The 16,612-nt window shown below is 64.4% G+C and carries 17 protein-coding genes and 1 pseudogene; 9 read left to right on the top strand and 9 right to left on the bottom strand.

Annotated elements, in window-relative coordinates:
* Window positions 1-132 precede the first annotated feature (132 nt).
* Entirely contained in the window at window positions 133-2,934 is a 2,802-nt protein-coding gene (locus CK220_RS27250) for a [protein-PII] uridylyltransferase (RefSeq protein ID WP_095814484.1), read from the top strand.
* A 39-nt stretch (window positions 2,935-2,973) separates the two neighbouring features.
* Window positions 2,974-4,578 carry a murein biosynthesis integral membrane protein MurJ gene (gene murJ, locus CK220_RS27255; protein WP_095814485.1) on the top strand — a complete coding sequence of 535 codons (1,605 nt, stop codon included), beginning with the start codon at window positions 2,974-2,976 and terminating at the stop codon, window positions 4,576-4,578.
* Here the strand turns inward: murJ and CK220_RS27260 are convergent.
* Both CK220_RS27260 and CK220_RS27265 read right to left on the bottom strand, forming a co-directional pair.
* Complete coding sequence (locus tag CK220_RS27260; RefSeq protein ID WP_095814486.1) at window positions 4,553-4,957, bottom strand: type II toxin-antitoxin system VapC family toxin; 405 nt, start codon at window positions 4,955-4,957, stop codon at window positions 4,553-4,555. The two genes, murJ and CK220_RS27260, sit on opposite strands and share 26 nt — an antisense overlap.
* On the bottom strand, window positions 4,957-5,202 hold the full coding sequence (locus CK220_RS27265; RefSeq protein ID WP_095814487.1) for a type II toxin-antitoxin system VapB family antitoxin: 246 nt from the start codon (window positions 5,200-5,202) through the stop codon (window positions 4,957-4,959). Before CK220_RS27265 ends, CK220_RS27260 begins: the two co-directional genes overlap by 1 nt.
* A 233-nt stretch (window positions 5,203-5,435) precedes the next feature.
* Between CK220_RS27265 and trpS the strand changes: the two genes are divergently transcribed.
* The 4 genes from trpS (at window position 5,436) to CK220_RS27285 (ending at window position 8,172) form a co-directional block, all read left to right on the top strand.
* Window positions 5,436-6,503, top strand: coding sequence for a tryptophan--tRNA ligase (trpS, locus tag CK220_RS27270; RefSeq protein ID WP_095814488.1), 1,068 nt, complete (start codon window positions 5,436-5,438; stop codon window positions 6,501-6,503).
* A gap of 102 nt (window positions 6,504-6,605) precedes the next feature.
* The gene (locus tag CK220_RS27275) at window positions 6,606-7,097 is read left to right on the top strand and encodes a universal stress protein (protein ID WP_095814489.1); all 492 of its coding nucleotides are present in this window, start codon (window positions 6,606-6,608) and stop codon (window positions 7,095-7,097) included.
* A gap of 201 nt (window positions 7,098-7,298) precedes the next feature.
* Window positions 7,299-7,457, top strand: a complete 159-nt coding sequence (locus CK220_RS32130) for a hypothetical protein (protein ID WP_176479227.1) — start codon at window positions 7,299-7,301, stop codon at window positions 7,455-7,457.
* 145 nt (window positions 7,458-7,602) lie between these two features.
* Entirely contained in the window at window positions 7,603-8,172 is a 570-nt protein-coding gene (locus CK220_RS27285; protein ID WP_095814491.1) for a NifU family protein, read from the top strand.
* 171 nt (window positions 8,173-8,343) lie between these two features.
* Here the strand turns inward: CK220_RS27285 and CK220_RS27290 are convergent, their stop codons facing one another.
* Window positions 8,344-8,961 carry a L,D-transpeptidase gene (locus tag CK220_RS27290; protein WP_095814492.1) on the bottom strand — a complete coding sequence of 206 codons (618 nt, stop codon included), beginning with the start codon at window positions 8,959-8,961 and terminating at the stop codon, window positions 8,344-8,346.
* Window positions 8,962-9,187: 226 nt separating this feature from the next.
* Between CK220_RS27290 and cueR the strand changes: the two genes are divergently transcribed.
* Both cueR and CK220_RS27300 read left to right on the top strand, forming a co-directional pair.
* Window positions 9,188-9,577, top strand: coding sequence for a Cu(I)-responsive transcriptional regulator (gene cueR / locus CK220_RS27295; RefSeq protein WP_067003523.1), 390 nt, complete (start codon window positions 9,188-9,190; stop codon window positions 9,575-9,577).
* A gap of 81 nt (window positions 9,578-9,658) precedes the next feature.
* On the top strand, window positions 9,659-9,961 hold the full coding sequence (locus CK220_RS27300; RefSeq protein WP_095814493.1) for a DUF1330 domain-containing protein: 303 nt from the start codon (window positions 9,659-9,661) through the stop codon (window positions 9,959-9,961).
* A gap of 104 nt (window positions 9,962-10,065) precedes the next feature.
* On the opposite strand, the gene CK220_RS27305 is transcribed toward CK220_RS27300, so the two are convergent.
* Window positions 10,066-10,602, bottom strand: coding sequence for a hypothetical protein (locus tag CK220_RS27305; RefSeq protein ID WP_141245238.1), 537 nt, complete (start codon window positions 10,600-10,602; stop codon window positions 10,066-10,068).
* A gap of 123 nt (window positions 10,603-10,725) precedes the next feature.
* On the opposite strand from CK220_RS27305, the gene CK220_RS27310 reads away from it, so the two are divergent.
* Entirely contained in the window at window positions 10,726-11,226 is a 501-nt protein-coding gene (locus CK220_RS27310) for an MmcB family DNA repair protein (protein WP_176479228.1), read from the top strand.
* 68 nt (window positions 11,227-11,294) lie between these two features.
* Here the strand turns inward: CK220_RS27310 and CK220_RS27315 are convergent, their stop codons facing one another.
* The 5 genes and pseudogenes from CK220_RS27315 to CK220_RS27335 form a co-directional block, all read right to left on the bottom strand.
* Window positions 11,295-11,666 (bottom strand): hypothetical protein, encoded by a 372-nt coding sequence (locus CK220_RS27315; protein WP_245429417.1) that lies wholly within the window; start codon window positions 11,664-11,666, stop codon window positions 11,295-11,297.
* Window positions 11,667-11,878: 212 nt separating this feature from the next.
* Window positions 11,879-13,069 carry a Na+/H+ antiporter NhaA gene (nhaA, locus tag CK220_RS27320; protein ID WP_095814497.1) on the bottom strand — a complete coding sequence of 397 codons (1,191 nt, stop codon included), beginning with the start codon at window positions 13,067-13,069 and terminating at the stop codon, window positions 11,879-11,881.
* A 320-nt stretch (window positions 13,070-13,389) separates the two neighbouring features.
* Window positions 13,390-13,953: an ActR/PrrA/RegA family redox response regulator transcription factor gene (locus CK220_RS27325; RefSeq protein ID WP_095814498.1), complete on the bottom strand. Its 564-nt coding sequence runs from the start codon at window positions 13,951-13,953 to the stop codon at window positions 13,390-13,392.
* A gap of 111 nt (window positions 13,954-14,064) precedes the next feature.
* A complete protein-coding gene (locus CK220_RS27330; RefSeq protein WP_095814499.1) occupies window positions 14,065-15,390 on the bottom strand; it encodes an ActS/PrrB/RegB family redox-sensitive histidine kinase in 1,326 nt (441 codons plus the stop codon).
* Window positions 15,391-15,439: 49 nt separating this feature from the next.
* Window positions 15,440-16,399 (bottom strand): annotated as a pseudogene (locus CK220_RS27335) (ATP-dependent helicase C-terminal domain-containing protein); the annotation flags it as partial.
* Window positions 16,400-16,612: the final 213 nt, after the last annotated feature.

The raw sequence follows: 16,612 nt of genomic DNA on the forward strand, positions 1-16,612 counted from the left end.
AAGGTCAAGGGCCAGTCTCGATTCTTAGAAAATTGAGTGGCTGACCGTCGAACGCACTTTCCGTGTCATGGAATGCGCCTGTCCGCACGCCCCATACACAGCGCCGCGAAAACACGCTATAGACGCCGCCGAATGGCAAAGATCTCCCTCAAACTCGACGAAATCATCGATGGCGACGCTTTGCGCCGCGACATGACGGCGCTGACGGCGCCGAGCGCCGGCGACGGCTCAGGCAAGACTGCCCGCACAGCCGTTCTGCAACTGCTCAAGGGCAAGCTCGCGGAAGGGCGAAAGATCGCCGAAGCGATGCTGAAGGAGGATGGCGGCGGCCATGCCTGCGCCGAGCGGCTGTCGCATCTGATGGACGAGCTGATCCGGGCGCTTTACGATTTCGCGGCCACCCACGTCTACCAGGTCAAGAACCGCTCCGCCGCCGAGCGCATGGCGGTCGTCGCGGTCGGCGGCTACGGCCGCGGCACGCTGGCGCCGGGCTCCGACATCGACCTATTGTTCCTGCTGCCCTACAAGCAGACGCCGTGGGGCGAGCAGATCGTCGAATACATGCTCTACATGCTGTGGGACATGGGGCTGAAGGTCGGCCACGCCACCCGCAACATCGAAGAGTGTCTGAGGCTCTCGCGCACCGACATCACCATCCGCACCTCGATACTGGAAGCGCGCTTCCTGTGGGGCGAACGCAAGCTCTACGACGAACTGCTCACCCGCTTCGACCACGAAGTGGTGCGCACCACCGGACCCGAATATGTGCAGGCCAAGCTCGCCGAACGCGACGATCGCCACGCCAAGGCCGGCGAGAGCCGTTATCTGGTCGAGCCCAACGTCAAGGACGGCAAGGGCGGTCTGCGCGATCTGCAGACGCTGTTCTGGATCGGCAAATACTTCTATCGCGTGCGTACCGGCCAGGAACTGGTCGAGAAAGGCGTCTTCACCGAAGCCGAGTATCGCGAATTCCAGAAAGCCGAGGATTTCCTGTGGGCGGTGCGCTGCCACATGCACTTCCTTACCGGCAAGGCGGAAGAGCGGCTGCATTTCGACATCCAGCGCGAGATCGCCGAGCGGCTGGGCTACACGACGCATCCCGGGCTGTCGGCGGTCGAGCGCTTCATGAAGCACTACTTCCTCGTCGCCAAGGATGTCGGGGATCTCACCCGCATCTTCTGCGCCGCGCTCGAGGAAGAGCAGGCCAAGCATGTGCCCGGCTTCAACCGCATCTTCCTCACCTTCTCGCGGCGCAAGCGGAAGCTTGCCGGCACGTCCGACTTCATTGTCGACAACCACCGCATCAACATTGCCGATGACAGCGTGTTCGAACGCGATCCGGTCAACCTGCTGCGGCTGTTCTGGTTCGCCGACAAGCACGGGCTGGAGTTCCACCCCGACGCGCTGAAGCTGCTTACCCGGTCGCTCGGCCTGGTCAACAAGTCGCTCAGGCGCGACGAGGAGGCCAACCGGTTGTTCCTCGATATCCTCACCTCGGACCGCAACGCCGAGCTCAATCTCAGGCGCATGAACGAGGCGGGACTGCTCGGCAAGCTGATCCCCGACTTCGGCAAGATCGTCGCCATGATGCAGTTCTCGATGTACCACCATTATACGGTGGACGAGCATCTCATCCGCTGCATTGGCGTGCTGGCCGAGATCGAGCGCGGCGACGGCGCCAAGGTGCATCCGCTGTCGCACTCGCTGATGCCGGGGCTGAAGAAGAGCCGCGAGGCGCTCTATGTCGCGGTGCTCTTGCACGACATCGCCAAGGGCCGGCCGGAGGACCATTCGGAGGCCGGCGCCAGGATCGCGCGGCGCATCTGCCCACATATGGGGCTATCGGCCGCCGACACCGAGACCGTCGCCTGGCTGGTCGAGAACCATCTGGTCATGTCGATGACCGCGCAGACGCGCGATCTCAACGACCGCAAGACGATCGAGGATTTTGCCTCGATCGTGCAATCGGTGGAGCGGCTGAAGCTGCTCCTGATCCTCACCGTCTGCGACATTCGGGGCGTCGGGCCGGGCGTGTGGAACGGCTGGAAAGGGCAATTGCTGCGCACGCTCTATTTCGAGACCGAGCTGCTCTTGACCGGGGGCTTTTCCGAAGTGTCGCGCGCCGAACGCACCTCCGCCGCGCGCGAGCGGCTGGCCGAGGCGCTTTCCGCATGGCCGGCGAAGGAGCGCAAGCGCTATGTCGCCCAGCACTACGAAAACTATCTGCTGACCGTCGACCTGCCCGACCAGTTGCGCCACGCCGAATTCGTCCGCGAGGCGGATGTGGCCGGCAGGAAGCTCGCCACCATGGTGAAGACGCATGAGTTCGAAGCGGTAACTGAAATCACCGTGCTGGCGCCGGACCATCCGCGCCTGCTGTCGGTGATCGCCGGCGCCTGTGCCGCGGCCGGCGGCAACATCGTCGATGCGCAGATCTTCACCACCTCTGACGGGCGGGCGCTGGACACCATTTTGATCTCCAGAGAATTCGACCGCGACGAGGACGAGCGGCGGCGGGCCGAACGCGTCGGCAAGCTGATCGAGGACGTGCTGTCCGGCAAGAGCTGGCTGCCCGAGATGATCGAGAAGCGCGCCAAGCCGAAGCGCGGCGCCAAGGCCTTCCGCATTCCGCCGCGCGCCGAGATCCGCAACACGCTGTCGAACCGTTTTTCCGTGATCGAAATCGAGGGGCTGGACCGGCCCGGCCTGCTCTCAGAGGTCACCGGCGCGCTGTCGGACCTTTCGCTCGATATCGCCTCGGCTCACATCACCACTTTCGGCGAAAAGGTCATCGATACCTTCTATGTCACCGACCTTACCGGCCAGAAGATCGACAGCCCGACGCGCACGGCGACGATTCACAAGCGGCTGATCGACACACTCGAAGGCAACGCGCCCGAACGCAACGGCAAGACCAAGGCGGCGGCCGAGTGACATCCATTTGACGCAATTCCGCAGGCAGTCATCCTCCGCATGAGCCTTGTCAAGAAATTCGCCACCGTCGCCTCCGGCACGCTGATGAGCCGCGCGCTGGGTTTCGGCCGCGAGATGCTGATGGCGGCGGCCCTCGGCACCGGACCGGTCGCCGACGCCTTCAACGCCGCCTTCCAGTTCCCCAACACCTTCCGCCGGCTGTTCGCCGAAGGCGCCTTCAATGCCGCCTTCGTGCCGCTGTTCGCCAAGGAGATCGAAACGCACGGCACCGACGGCGCCAAGCGCTTCTCGGAGGAAGTGTTCGGCGTGTTGTTCTCAGCGCTTCTGGCGCTGACCATCGCCATGGAACTGGCGATGCCGCTGATCGTGCGCTACCTGGTGGCGCCGGGCTTCGCCGACATTCCGGGCAAGTTCGAGACGACCGTCCGGCTGGCGACGATCATGTTCCCCTATCTGATCTGCATGTCGCTCGGCGCCATGATGGCCGGCATGCTGAACTCGCTGCGCCGCTATTTCGCCGCGGCCATCGCCCCTGCTTTCCTCAACGTCATCCTGATCAGCGTGCTCGCCTATGCCTGGTACCACGGGCTCGACGCGCATGATGTCGGCTTCGGCCTGTCCTGGGGCGTGCTGGCGGCGGGCATCGTGCAGCTCGCCATCGTCTGGGTAGCGGTGCGCCATGCCGGCATCTCGATCGGCTTCCGCCGGCCCAAGATGACGCCGAACGTCAAGCGGCTGCTGATCCTGGCGCTGCCCGCCGCGATCACCGGCGGCATCACCCAAATCAACCAGCTGATCGGCACGGCGATTGCCTCGGCGCAGAACAGCGCGGTGTCATCGCTCGCCTATGCCGATCGCATCTACCAGCTGCCGCTCGGCGTCGTCGGCGTGGCGGTGGCGATCGTACTGCTGCCGGAGCTGTCGCGGGCGCTGAAATCGGGCAATCTGATCGAGGCGGCCAATTTGCAGAACCGCTCGGTCGAGTTCACGCTGTTCATGACCTTGCCGGCGGCCGCGGCGCTTTGGGTGATGTCGGAGCCGATCGTGCGGCTGGTCTATGAGCGCGGCGCCTTCGCCGCCAACCATTCGACGCCGATCGTCGCCTCGATCCTGGCAATCTTCGGCCTCGGCCTGCCGGCCTTCGTGCTGATCAAGGCTTTCACGCCCGGCTATTTCGCGCGCGAGGACACGCGCACGCCGATGATCTTCGCCGCCATCTCCGTCGGCGTGAACGTCGCCACGGCGCTGACCCTGTTCCCGTCAATGGGCGCGCCGGGCATCGCTGTCGCCTCGGCCGTCGCCGGCTGGGTCAACGCGGCTTTGCTGCTCGGCATGTTGATAAGGCGCGGCCACTGGGGTCGCGACATCCCCTTGCTAAAGCGCATCCCGCGGCTGGTGCTGTCCGCCGCGATCATGGCAACGGCGCTTTACTTCGCCGAGCACTACTTCGCCGCGCGGCTCGGGCCCGGCTCGCCGCTGGTGGTGAAGGCGACGACACTGTTCGCGCTGGTCGGCGGGGGCGCCGCGCTCTATTTCATCGCCGCGTTCGGCACCGGCGGCGCCGATTTCGGCATGATCCGCAGGAACGTCAGGCGCGGCTCGGGGAAGGTGCCGCCTGTTACGGGACGGTCTCCAGATCCGTGAGCCTGAATTCGTCGGCTGTGGAGAGCATCGGAGCCGCGTAGTAGCGAGCGCAAGCGTAGTGGAAACAATCCGCCATGTTCAGGCGCATGGCGTTGCTGCGAAATCGTGACGCGGCCTCAATGGTGAGCGACGCTGCCTCGGGCGCGGGCGGAAGCTCGCGCAACGCAATTGCCCGCTCTTCGAGAAAGCGGCCCACAATCTCCGCGCTTCTGACGACCGGTATGGCCAGCTTCTCCGGCCGCGCTAGCGCCATCGCCGCCTCCCACACGGCGATGGCGGAAGTGAACGGTGCCGACGCTTCGGTGACCGCCCGCGCGCAGCGCTCCGCTTCGATCTCGTTGCTTAGCATCGCAACGATGGCTGCGGCGTCGACAAACATCAGTCGTCGCCAGACAATTCGTCGTAGACCGAGCGAGGCAGCGGCTTGCGCGCCTGCTCGCTGAGCTTGATCCCAAACTCAGTTCGCAGCCGTGCCGCCGTTTCCAAAGGTGTTTCACGATGGCGGCGACGCTCCAATGCCTCCCGCATCGCAATCACGATCGCCTCGGTGAGACCGACACCTTCGACCCTGGCGAAGGCCCGTGTCAGCCTGTCGGCTTCCTTGTTGTTGATGTTGATGGTCAAGGCTACATTCCTGTATGTAGCCGAAAATATGTAGTTTTCGAACGGAGCTGTCAACTGCGAGCTCGTCGCAACTGGCTCAATTCCAAGCTCTTGATCCCGCCGCCACCTTCGTCCATAAGCCCGCCGTCGCAAGACTTTCGCCGCGCGCGGTTTCCAGCCGCATGATGGCTCCAAAAAGTCTGCAACTTTTTGGAATCATGCGTTTACGGCCCTCCACAAGCCATGAGGAAATCATGTCCGCCTTCAAGCCCCTCGTCTTCTCGGGCGTCCAGCCGACCGGCAATTTGCATCTCGGAAACTATCTCGGCGCCATCAAGAAATTCGTCGCCCTCCAGGAACAGTCCGACTGCATCTATTGCGTCGTCGACCTGCATTCGCTGACGGCGCAGCTCGTACACCAGGACCTTGGCGACCAGACGCGCTCGATCACCGCGGCCTTCCTGGCATCGGGCATCGACCCCAGGAAGCACATCGTCTTCAATCAGTCGCGGGTCATCCAGCACGCCGAGTTGGCCTGGATCTTCAATTGCGTGGCGCGCATCGGCTGGATGTACCGGATGACGCAGTTCAAGGACAAAGCCGGCAAGGACCGCGAGAACGCTTCGCTCGGCCTGCTTGCCTATCCGAGCCTGATGGCGGCCGACATCCTGCTCTACCGCGCCACCCATGTGCCGGTGGGCGAGGACCAGAAGCAGCATCTGGAACTGACCCGCGACATCGCGCAAAAATTCAACAACGACTTCTCCGAGAAGATCGCGGCGCTCGCCGTCGGCGTCGAGATGGAAGTCGGCGAGGAGACGGTGAACGGCTACTTCCCGATCACCGAGCCGGTCATCGGCGGCCCGGCGGCGCGCATCATGAGCCTGCGCGACGGCTCCAAGAAAATGTCGAAATCGGACCCGTCGGACCTGTCGCGCATCAACCTCACCGACGATGCCGACACAATCTCGAAGAAGATCCGCAAGGCCAAGACCGATCCGGAGGCCTTGCCGAGCGAAGTCGACGGGCTGGAAAGCCGGCCGGAAGCGGAAAACCTGGTCGGCATCTATGCCGGCCTCGCCGAGATTTCCAAAGCTGACGTGCTGAAGGAATATGGCGGCCAGCAGTTTTCCGTGTTCAAGCCGGCGCTGGCCGACCTTGCGGTCGAAAAGCTCGCGCCGATCGCCTCGGAGATGCGCCGCATCGAGGGCGACCGCGCCTACGTCGACGCCGTGCTCAAGGACGGCGGCGAGCGCGCCCGCGCGATCGCCGAAGGCACGATGAAGACGGTGCGCGACATCATCGGCCTGCTGCAGGATTGATCGCTCCTACCTGATTGACTCCGATCGCCATGCCGACCGGCGGCTTGCCGCCGGTCCGTGGCGGTGGCAGATTGCGGCCGAATTGATACCGAGCAGACAGACATGGTTTCCAAACGCCTCAGCCGTGAAGCCGGGCATCGCCGCAAATTCCTGGCGATCATCGACGATACGCCGGAATGCGAGCGCGCCGTTGCCTACGCCTCGACGCGCGCACAGAGCACCAGCGGCGTGCTGGTGCTGCTCTATGTGATCGAGCCGGACGATTTCCAGCACTGGCTGGGGGTCGAGAAGATCATGCGCGAGGAAGCCAACGCGACCGCGCGGGCTGCCCTCGACACCTATGCCAACAAGGTGCGCCAGAAGGTCGGCATCGAGCCTGAGCTGGTGGTGCGCGAGGGCAAGCCGACCGAGGAAATCCACAAGCTCATCGAGGAAGACCAGGACATCGCCATCCTGGTGCTGGCGGCCGGCGCCGGCAAGGAAGGTCCAGGCCCGCTGGTGAGTGCGGTGGCCGGCCGGGGCGCCGCCTTCCCCATCCCGGTCACCGTGGTGCCGCAGAACCTCTCCGACGAGGAAATCGAGAGCCTGGCCTGATTTGGGCAGGCCTTCCTGCCCGATTGGGACGTTGCGGGTCCGCAGATACACATCGATGTTGTCAGCCAGCCCATAGCCTACGCTTGCCCCTTGGCCCGTGGCCTGCCACCCGCAGGCATGGGCGGCGGGCGCAGTGCCGTTCCTGGTGACCAACATGCCTCGGCCTGGAGCCCGAGGCCTTTCGCAAACAAGCTGCGGATCGTGCGGCCGCGACTGCCCGATTTCGTCGACCGCATCGAGCTTCGCGGGCTGCGGGTCGGCGAGGCAAGCGCCGACCTCGAATTCACACGCACGGCGGACGGCGCCGAGGTGAACATCCAGAAGACGAGTGGACAACTCAGCGTGGAAGTCGGAGGATAGGCTTGCCGGGAGCGAAGCGCTCCGCCCGGGCAAAAACATTCCGCCAGCCAGCCGTTCGGGCGACGCGTTTCGCTTGAATGTCCAGCCGATAGAGCCTATTTAGAATTATTCCAAACTATCGGCCCGGAAGGGCCTGGAGATATCCATGTTCATCCAGACCGAATCGACGCCGAACCCGGCGACGCTGAAATTCCTGCCCGGCAAGGAAGTGCTGCGCGACGGCACCGCCGATTTCCGCGACGCCGAAGGCGCCGCACAGGCTTCGCCGCTGGCCGGCCGGCTGTTCGAGATTCCCGGCGTCACCGGCGTCTTCTTCGGCTACGACTTCATCACCGTGACCAAGGACGGTCCGGACTGGCAGCACCTGAAGCCGGCGATCCTCGGCGCCATCATGGAGCATTTCATGTCGGGCGCGCCGGTCATGGCTTCGACGGCTCCGGCCAACGACGCCGGCCAGGTCGGCGAGTTCTATGACAAGGCCGACGAGGAGCTGGTGCTGACCATCAAGGAGCTGCTCGACACCAGGGTACGCCCTGCGGTCGCGCAGGACGGCGGCGACATCACCTTCCGCGGCTTCGAGAACGGCACCGTGTTCCTGCACATGAAGGGCGCCTGCGCCGGTTGCCCGTCGTCGACGGCGACGCTGAAGCACGGCATCCAGAACCTGCTCCGCCATTTTGTTCCGGAAGTGCAGCAGGTCGAGCAGGTCGCCTGATAGGTTCTACGCCGGCGCCTGCCTGCGGTTTCTTCGCTTCTCGGCGGAGCGAATTCTCCCCAACCCCAAAAACAAAAAACCGGGCCCCAACAGCCCGGTTTTCTGTCTTTGGACGTCTTGTTGTTGCCTAGACGGTCCGCGCACGAAAGCTTGTGTCCGCGGCCATCGTGATCACAGCACGATGACCTTGGCGCCGACCGAAGTGCGGTCGTAGAGATCGATAATGTCCTGGTTCATCAGGCGGATGCAGCCCGACGACATGGCCTTGCCGATGGAGAACCACTCCGGGCTGCCATGCAGGCGGTAGCCCATGTCGCCGCCCTTGTTGAACAGATACATAGCGCGCGCGCCGAGCGGGTTCTTCAGGCCCGGCTCCATGCCGCCGGCGAATTTGGCGAGCTCGGGCTGGCGCTTGATCATCGGCGCCGGCGGCGTCCAGGTCGGCCATTCGCGCTTCAGCGCGATATGGGCGGTGCCGTGCCACTCGAAGCCCTCGCGGCCGACACCGATGCCATAGCGCATGGCCATGCCGTCACCCTCGACGAAGTAGAGGAACTTGTTCTGGGTGTCGACGATGATGGTGCCGGGCTTCTCGGAAGTGTCGTAGCGCACTTCCTGCCGGCGGAAGCGGGCCGGAACCTTCTCGATCGGAATGCGCGGCAGCTGATAGCCGGCATCGGTCATCGCGCCATAGTTGTTGGTGAAGATTTGCCCGCCGATGGTGCTGCACCCGCTGATCGCGGTCGACAGTGCAAGGGCGGCGACGATTGCAAACGACTTGAAGCGCATGAATAGGTCCGACGCCCTGCCTTTTATCAGCGGCACGAGTCGGCCGCTTTCTCACCATCATTCATGCTGGCATTTCTTTTGCTTGCCAAGCGTGCACTGCCTATATGCAAGACCTTCCCTGCCGGTAAGTGCCGAACTGCGGCATTTCGGCAACAGGGGGTTGCAGGATTGTGAAGCAAAATCAACGGGGCAGCCGGAAGGGCTGCCGAAGACCCAGGAGAGCGCCATGAATGTCGGCGATGCCGCCGAGCGTTCCGGCCTGCCGGCCAAGACCATCCGCTACTATGAGGAGATCGGCCTGATCCTGCCGGCGCGGGCCGAAAACGGCTACCGCGACTACTCGCGCGACGATGTGCACCGGCTGGCCTTCTTGCGCCGCGCCCGCAACCTCGGCTTTTCAATCGACGATTGCAGGCAGCTGATGGCGCTTTATCAGGACCGCGACCGCGCCAGCCACGACGTGCGCGAAATCGCCAGCGCCCATGTCAGGGCGATCGAGGAAAAAGTGCGCGAACTGCAGTCGATGCGCGCGACGCTGCAGAAGCTGATCCACGCCTGCCACGGCGACGACCGGCCGGACTGTCCGATACTGGATGACATGGCGGGGGCGGCGTGAAGTCGCCCAGCCGGACCTGGACAACTATCCGATCCCTATCTTAGCTCTTGAGGAACAAATCATCGGCAGGAGTGCTCCACCGTGAAGGGATACTGGCTCATCATCGGCACCGAGATTTCGGATCAGGAAGCGCAAGCCGAATACGCCAGGCGGTGGAAGCCCATCGGCGAGAAGTATCAGGCACGAAGCAATGCCTGCACGGTGCCGCCCATGCTGGTGGAGGCGCGCGATGCCGGTCGGGTGATCGTCGTCGAATTACCGTCACTCGAGATAGCCAAGGCCTGCTACAACGACCCAGCCTACGACGAAGCCCGGCGGTTTGCGCTGCGAGCGTCGAACCGCGTGCTGCTCATCTTCGAAGGGGATCTTGGGGAGGCTGGATGAAGCCGTTTCGTGAGGCGGGTTTGCTAGCGCCGCATAAGCGATAGCCTCTGCTCATTTCTGATTTGGCCTGCTTGCCGACGTCCCGACAGGCGTCCTCAACGGCGTTATTTTGGTCGCGGCGTTGGAACGGGGATATAAGGCAGCGACGTTGAATCTCGCAGAACGTCTTTCTGGCGGTCAATGACGTTCTCTATGACAATTTGAGGAGGCGGTGCGCTTCCACTGGAAGACAACTTGGCGGCTGCGACGATGGCAATTGCTCCGATGATCGATGCATAGAGCGTGGCCTGCGCTGTGTCAGACCAATTCGCGATATCGAATAGCCTACCAGCCTTTGGTACGATGCTTTCGGCCTGTGCCTTTGCTTGAACGGGGGTAATTTCGTTGCGCTGAAGCCGTTCAACGATCTCGCGCAAAGCGGTGAGCGCTGCTTGGGAAATGCTGCCGTCAAGCAAGACATTCAACCGATCGCCTACTAACTCATAGCGACCCGGAAGGATTTCGGACATCCCGCCGCAAATTGGGCAGTTGGTTCGACTATTGCGAAAAACTGCCGTTCCAGAGCCGCCGGTCATGACAAACCCGGTTACTTGGAAAATCCCATGAGTTGGGCAGAAGGCAATTGGATGATGTACCGACACAATGAACCCCTCTGCGCCGATTCCTACGACAGATCGAGCGTGATTCACCAAGGCGGGCCGGTCAACCAGATAATCACCTAAAACGGGTTCAAACCGTGAACAAAATCTGGCATGGTGCCTGCCATGCCTATCGTTTCCCCGATTCCCCTCAACCCGCTGATCGACGGCCGCCAGTCGGAGCGCGCCATGCTGGTGCGGCGCGGCGTGCAGCGCCTGCTCACCCAAATGGGCGCGCATGTGCTGCCGGAACTGTCCCTGGCCACAGGCCGGCGCGCCGATCTTGTCGCGCTGACCCGGCAGGGCGACATCTGGATCATCGAGATAAAATCCTCGATCGAGGATTTCCGGGTCGACCGCAAATGGCCGGACTACCGGCTCCACTCAGACCGCTTCTTCTTCGCCACCCATCCCGGCGTGCCAGCGGAAATCTTTCCGGAGGAGTGCGGCTTCATCCTCTCCGACGGCTACGGCGCGGAGATCCTGCGCGATGCGCCGGAGCACCGCATCGCGGCCGCGACGCGCAAGGCGCTGATGCTGAGGATCGCGCGTGCGGGCGCCGCGCGGCTCCTGGCGGCGGAGCTTGCCGGTGTTTCGGTGCCGGTGCTGGACGGCGAGAGCGAGTAGGACGCTATCTCGTCATCGCTGGCCGCAGGCCAAGCGCCGCACCTCGCAGGGGACCGAAATCGTAGCCCCTACTCGACATTGACGTCCACGACAATTTTGTACGCGTTCCCATCAAAAGTATGAACCGAGAAGGTCATCTGATCCTGCCCCTTAAACCCGGCAGCCGATTTGTAGACCCCTTTTATTCCGTCGACCTTTCGAGAATTGCATTTAAATCTCTGGTTGGCTTTCGCAAAAGATGTGTAAACCTTCCCTTCAACCAGCCTAACTCTCCCATGACTCGGCCCGGAGATAATTTTTACATCGTCCTTGCCAGCAGAAGAGCAGTCCACGTTCAGGCTCGCTCCCTTAAAGACAAGAATCTCTTGGCCAGTCAGTGCTGTTTTTTCGTAGCTCGACAGATGTGTGAACGCAGCCGCCGGAGAGAGTCCAAAGCCCAAAACCGCGACCGTTGCTATGACACTTGTTGTGCGACATACCATTTTTGCTGACCCCTTAACCGATTGAACTGCCCCACCGTTGTTTGACGGCACGCTGAAGCACGCTAGCACTCCAGCGATAGCTTCAACTCATCAAATTCAAGTCATCGGAAAGTAGAGGTGCGCCTTACAACGCTTCCATTGATCGGCAAGACCGCGTTCCCGCCGCTGCCCTACTCCACTTCTTCTTCGGCGCCACCCGCCGCCGGTGCCATCAGCAGCACCGCCGCGCCGACCAGCGCGGCGATCAGCGAGCCTGCGAGGATGCCGACCTTCACTGCGTCCTGGAGCGCCGGGTCGCCAGCGAAGGCGAGCAGGCCGATAAACAGGCTCATCGTGAAGCCTATGCCGCACAGAAGCGAAATGCCCACCATGTGCAGCCAGCCGGCATTGGCCGGCAGGTCGGCGAGGCCGAGCCGGATGGCGAGAGCCGAGGAGCCGAGGACGCCGACCAGCTTGCCGAGCACCAGCCCGGCGGCGACCCCGAGCGTCAGCGGCTCGACCAGCGCGGCAACGCTCAGGCCGCCGAGCGAAACGCCGGCATTGGCGAAGCCGAAGATCGGGATGACGATGAAGGGCACGAGCTTGTGCAGCCCGTGCTCCAGCCGGTGCAGCGGCGAATGTTCCACATCATGGCCGATCCCGGCGGAGCGTTCGAGCGGAATGGTGAGCGCCAGCGCCACGCCGGCAAGCGTGGCATGCACGCCCGACTTCAGCACCAGCACCCAAAGCAGCGAGCCCAGGACGAGATAGGGCAAGAGGTTCATCACCCGCATGCGGTTGAGCACGATCAATACGGCGATGGCCGCGAAGGCGGCGCCGAGATAGCCGAGCGACAGGCCGCTGGTGTAGAACAGCGCGATGATGATGACAGCGCCGAGATCGTCGATGATGGCCAAAGCGGTGAGGAACACTTTAAGCGAGGCCGGCACGCGGCTGCCGAGCAGCGACAGCACGCCCAGCGCGAAGGCGATGTCGGTGGCGGTGGGGATCGCCCAGCCGGAAAGGGCCGCCTGGTTGTCGCGGTTGATCAAGACGTAGACCAGCGCCGGAAACACCATGCCGCCGGCCGCGGCGATGCCCGGCAGCACGCGGCGCGGCCAGGTCGAGAGCTGGCCGTCCAGCATCTCGCGCTTGATCTCCAGCCCGACCAGGAGGAAGAACACCGCCATCAGCCCGTCATTGATCCAGTGCGAGACGCTGAGCGGCCCGAGATAGGCGTGGAGGGCGGCGAAATAGGTTTCGGCGAGCGGCGAGTTGGCGACGATGAGCGCAAGGGCGGCGGCCGCCATCAGGATGATGCCGCCGGCCGCCTCGCCGTCGAGGAATTCGCGAAGCATCGATTTCGGCCGCTCGTCGCGCATAGTCCCTCCCTAGCCCAGCCTTAATGGCCGAGAGCCTGGATTCCAATGATGCGCAGCGTCAGTGATGACGCAAGCCTGACAAAGTTACACGGCAGCGCATGCTTCGAAAGTTAGCTGAAAGGCCCGTCCTTTCGTCATCCACGGGCGAAGCAAGGAGCGAAGCGACGCGGCGCAGACCCGAGGATCCATTCCGTTACCTGAGCCGTAGAATACGGCGGTGCAGAATTCTGAATCATTGCGGCGCGTCGACGTCACGGAATGGATCCTCGGGTCTCCGCGTCCGCTTCGCTCCCGCTCCGCCCGTGGATGACGACGCCTAGCTAACGCGGCGCGCGCTTGGCGAGGATGCGCTGCAGGGTGCGGCGATGCATGTTGAGCCGGCGCGCGGTCTCGGAGACGTTGCGGTCGCACATTTCGTAGACGCGCTGGATATGTTCCCAGCGCACACGGTCGGCCGACATCGGATTTTCTGGGGGTGCGGCGCGCTCGCCCGCGGTGCGGGTCAGCGCGGCAAATACATCGTCGGCATCGGCGGGCTTGGACAGGTAGTCGACGGCGCCGAGCTTCACCGCCGTCACCGCGGTGGCGATGTTGCCGTAGCCGGTCAGGATGATGGTGCGGGAATCGTCGCGCTTCTCGCGGATGGCGGCGACCACGTCGAGGCCGTTGCCGTCGCCGAGCCGCATGTCGACCACCGCATAGGCCGGCGGGCGGGCGCGCGCCTTGGCGACTGCCTCTTCCACGCTCTCCGCCGTCTCGACCGCAAAGCCCCTGGTTTCCATGGCGCGGGCAAGCCGGGTGAGAAATGGCTTGTCGTCGTCGACGATCAGCAGCGAGGTGTCCTCGCCTTCTACCATTGCGCCGGGGGGTTCTTCTGCGCTCATTGCGTCAGCATCCTACTGCCTTACTTTTACGCAGATACAATTCTGCAACAGCAATGTCCAATTTTTAGAATAGAGCCGGCGACAGGGCTGCCATGCGGCAAACGCATAGGCTCACGCATTGTCGAATGCGGTGGCCGCGGCATGCTCGGGATTGAGGAAGACGCCGCGGGGCCAGGTGATCTGCACCACCGCGCCCTCGCCGAGCCCGCTCGAATTGCGAAAATCGATCGTCGCGCCCGAGCGCTCCAGCAAGGTCTTGGCGATGAAAAGCCCGAGCCCGAGGCCGCCGCCGGCCTCGGTTCCCTGGCGCGTCGACATGTAGGGCTCGCCGATGCGGTCGATGATCTCCGGGGGAAAGCCCGGCCCGTCGTCGATGATGGAGAAGGAGACCTCCTCATTGTCCCAGTTCCAGCTGACGGTGACCGTGCTCTTGGCGAAGTCGACGGCGTTCTCGACCAGGTTGCCGAGCCCGTAGATGACGCCCGGGCTGCGCTGCCCGACCGGCTCCGGGCCGATGCGCTCGCCGGGGCGCAGCCGGATCGAGATGCCGAAGTCGCGGTGCGGCGCCGTCACTTCCTCGACCAGCGAGGTCAGCGGCAGGCGCGAAAGATGCGCCTCGCCTTCCGAGGACAGGCTGGTCAGCCGCTTCAGGATCTCGCGGCAACGCTCGCTCTGCGAGCGCAGCAGCTTCACGTCCTCGCCGAATTTCGGATCCTCGCCCAGCGCCTTTTCCATTTCCTTGGCGACGACGGTGATGGTGGCCAAAGGCGTGCCGAGCTCATGCGCGGCGGCCGCCGCGAGGCCGTCGAGCGCCGAAAGATGCTGCTCGCGCTGCAGCACAAGCTCGGTGGCGGCGAGCGCGTTGGCGAGCAGGCGTGCCTCGGCCGCGACGCGGAAGGCATAAATTGCGGTGAAGGCGATCGAAGCGAACACCGCCATCCACATGCCCGCTACATAGATGAAGGGCATCGACAGGGGCGCGCCCTCGTACCAGGGCAGCGGCAGATGGAAGAACACAAGCAGCGTCGCCGCCGCGATGACCAGCGCGCCGAGCACCGCCGTGAGGCGCAGCGGCAGTGACGCCGCGGAAATGACGACGGGCACCGAGAGCAGGACCGAGAACGGATTGGTCAGGCCGCCGGTCATATAGAGCAGGCCGGCGAGCTGCAGGCTGTCGATGGTGAGAATGACGAAGGCCGAGAGCGGGGTCAGCCGATGCGCCGCGGGATAACGGAAGGTGAGCCAGAGGTTCATCCAGGCCGAGCAGGCGATCAGCGCGAAGCACATCGAGACCGGCAGCGGGAATTTCAGCCCGTAGGCGACGACGAGCACCGCCATGCTCTGGCCGACGATGGCCAGCCAGCGCAGGCGGATCAGCGTGTTGAGCCGCAGCCGCTGGCTCTGCTGGGAATCGGGCGCGCGCAGAATATTGATCATGGCTAAAGGATTACAGCCGCAAGCGCGGAAACGATAGAGGATGGCGCTCTCAGGTGCCGCGCGGCTTGGCGCGGCTGGTGGCGGCCGCCAGCAGCGGGTTTTCCGGCCAGACATGCTTGGGGTAGCGGCCGCGCATGTCGGTGCGCACATCCGCCCACGAGCCGCGCCAGAAGCCGGGCAGATCGCGCGTCGTCTGGATCGGGCGCTGCGCCGGCGACAACAGCTCGAGCGTCAGCGGCACCGCGCCGCCCGCGATCGAAGGATGGCGATCGAGGCCGAACAGCTCCTGCACGCGGATCGCCAGCACCGGCCATTCGCCGTCATAGCGGATCGGCACATGGCTGCCGGAGGGCGCGTCGAAATGGGTCGGCGCCAGCGCGTCGACCTTGCGCTGCAGGTCGTGCGGGACCAGCGACATCAGGCCTGCCGCAAGCGCCGCCGGCTTGATCGCCGCGAAGGAGGCATCGCCGGCAAGGAAAGGGAGCAGCCAGTCGTCGAGGCGGTCTAGAAGCGCCCGATCCGAGACGTCGGGCCAGGGAGGACCGAGGCCGCGATAGAGCCAGCCGAGCCGCTGGCGGAGCGTCTCCGCTTCCATGCCCCAATCGAGCAGCGCCATGCCGTGTTCGCGCAAGGCGTCCAGGATGGCGCGGTCGGCATCGGCTCCCGAAGGCGCCGGCAGCATGCGCTCGGAAAGGGTGATGGCGCCGAGGCGGGCGGTCTCGCGCACGCGCACGGCTCGGCGCTCGCGGTCGAAGCTCGTCTCGCGCTTCGTCTCGATGCGGTCGGCAAGCGCTGAGCGGATGTCCGCCTCCTCGACCGGCCCGGCGGCGGTGATGCGGGCGTTCTGCGCCTTGCCCTGCAGATCCGCCACGACCAGCCAGGTCTCGCCGGCCAAGGGATCGGCGGCGTCGACCATCGCGCCGGAGCCGTTGGCAAGCACGAAGCGGCCGCGCTCGCCGCGGGCTCTCGCCACACGATCCGGCCAGGCATGGATGAGGAGAGCGCCGGCGCTCTTACCCTCCCCCTTGAGGGGAGGGTCGATCCGCGCAGCGGATCGGGGTGGGGTCGGTTCGGGCATGCCATCGGCGCGCCCCCCCCCCCAAGCGCCCCGCGAGCCCCGCCCCCGGGGCGCCCCCCCCCCCCCCCCCCGGGGGGGGGGGGGGGGGGGGGGGGGGCGGGGGGGGGGGCGCCGGGGGGCGGGGGGGGGGGGGGGGGGGGGGGG

It is taken from the genome of Mesorhizobium sp. WSM3860 (assembly GCF_002294995.1).
Taxonomy (GTDB): domain Bacteria; phylum Pseudomonadota; class Alphaproteobacteria; order Rhizobiales; family Rhizobiaceae; genus Mesorhizobium.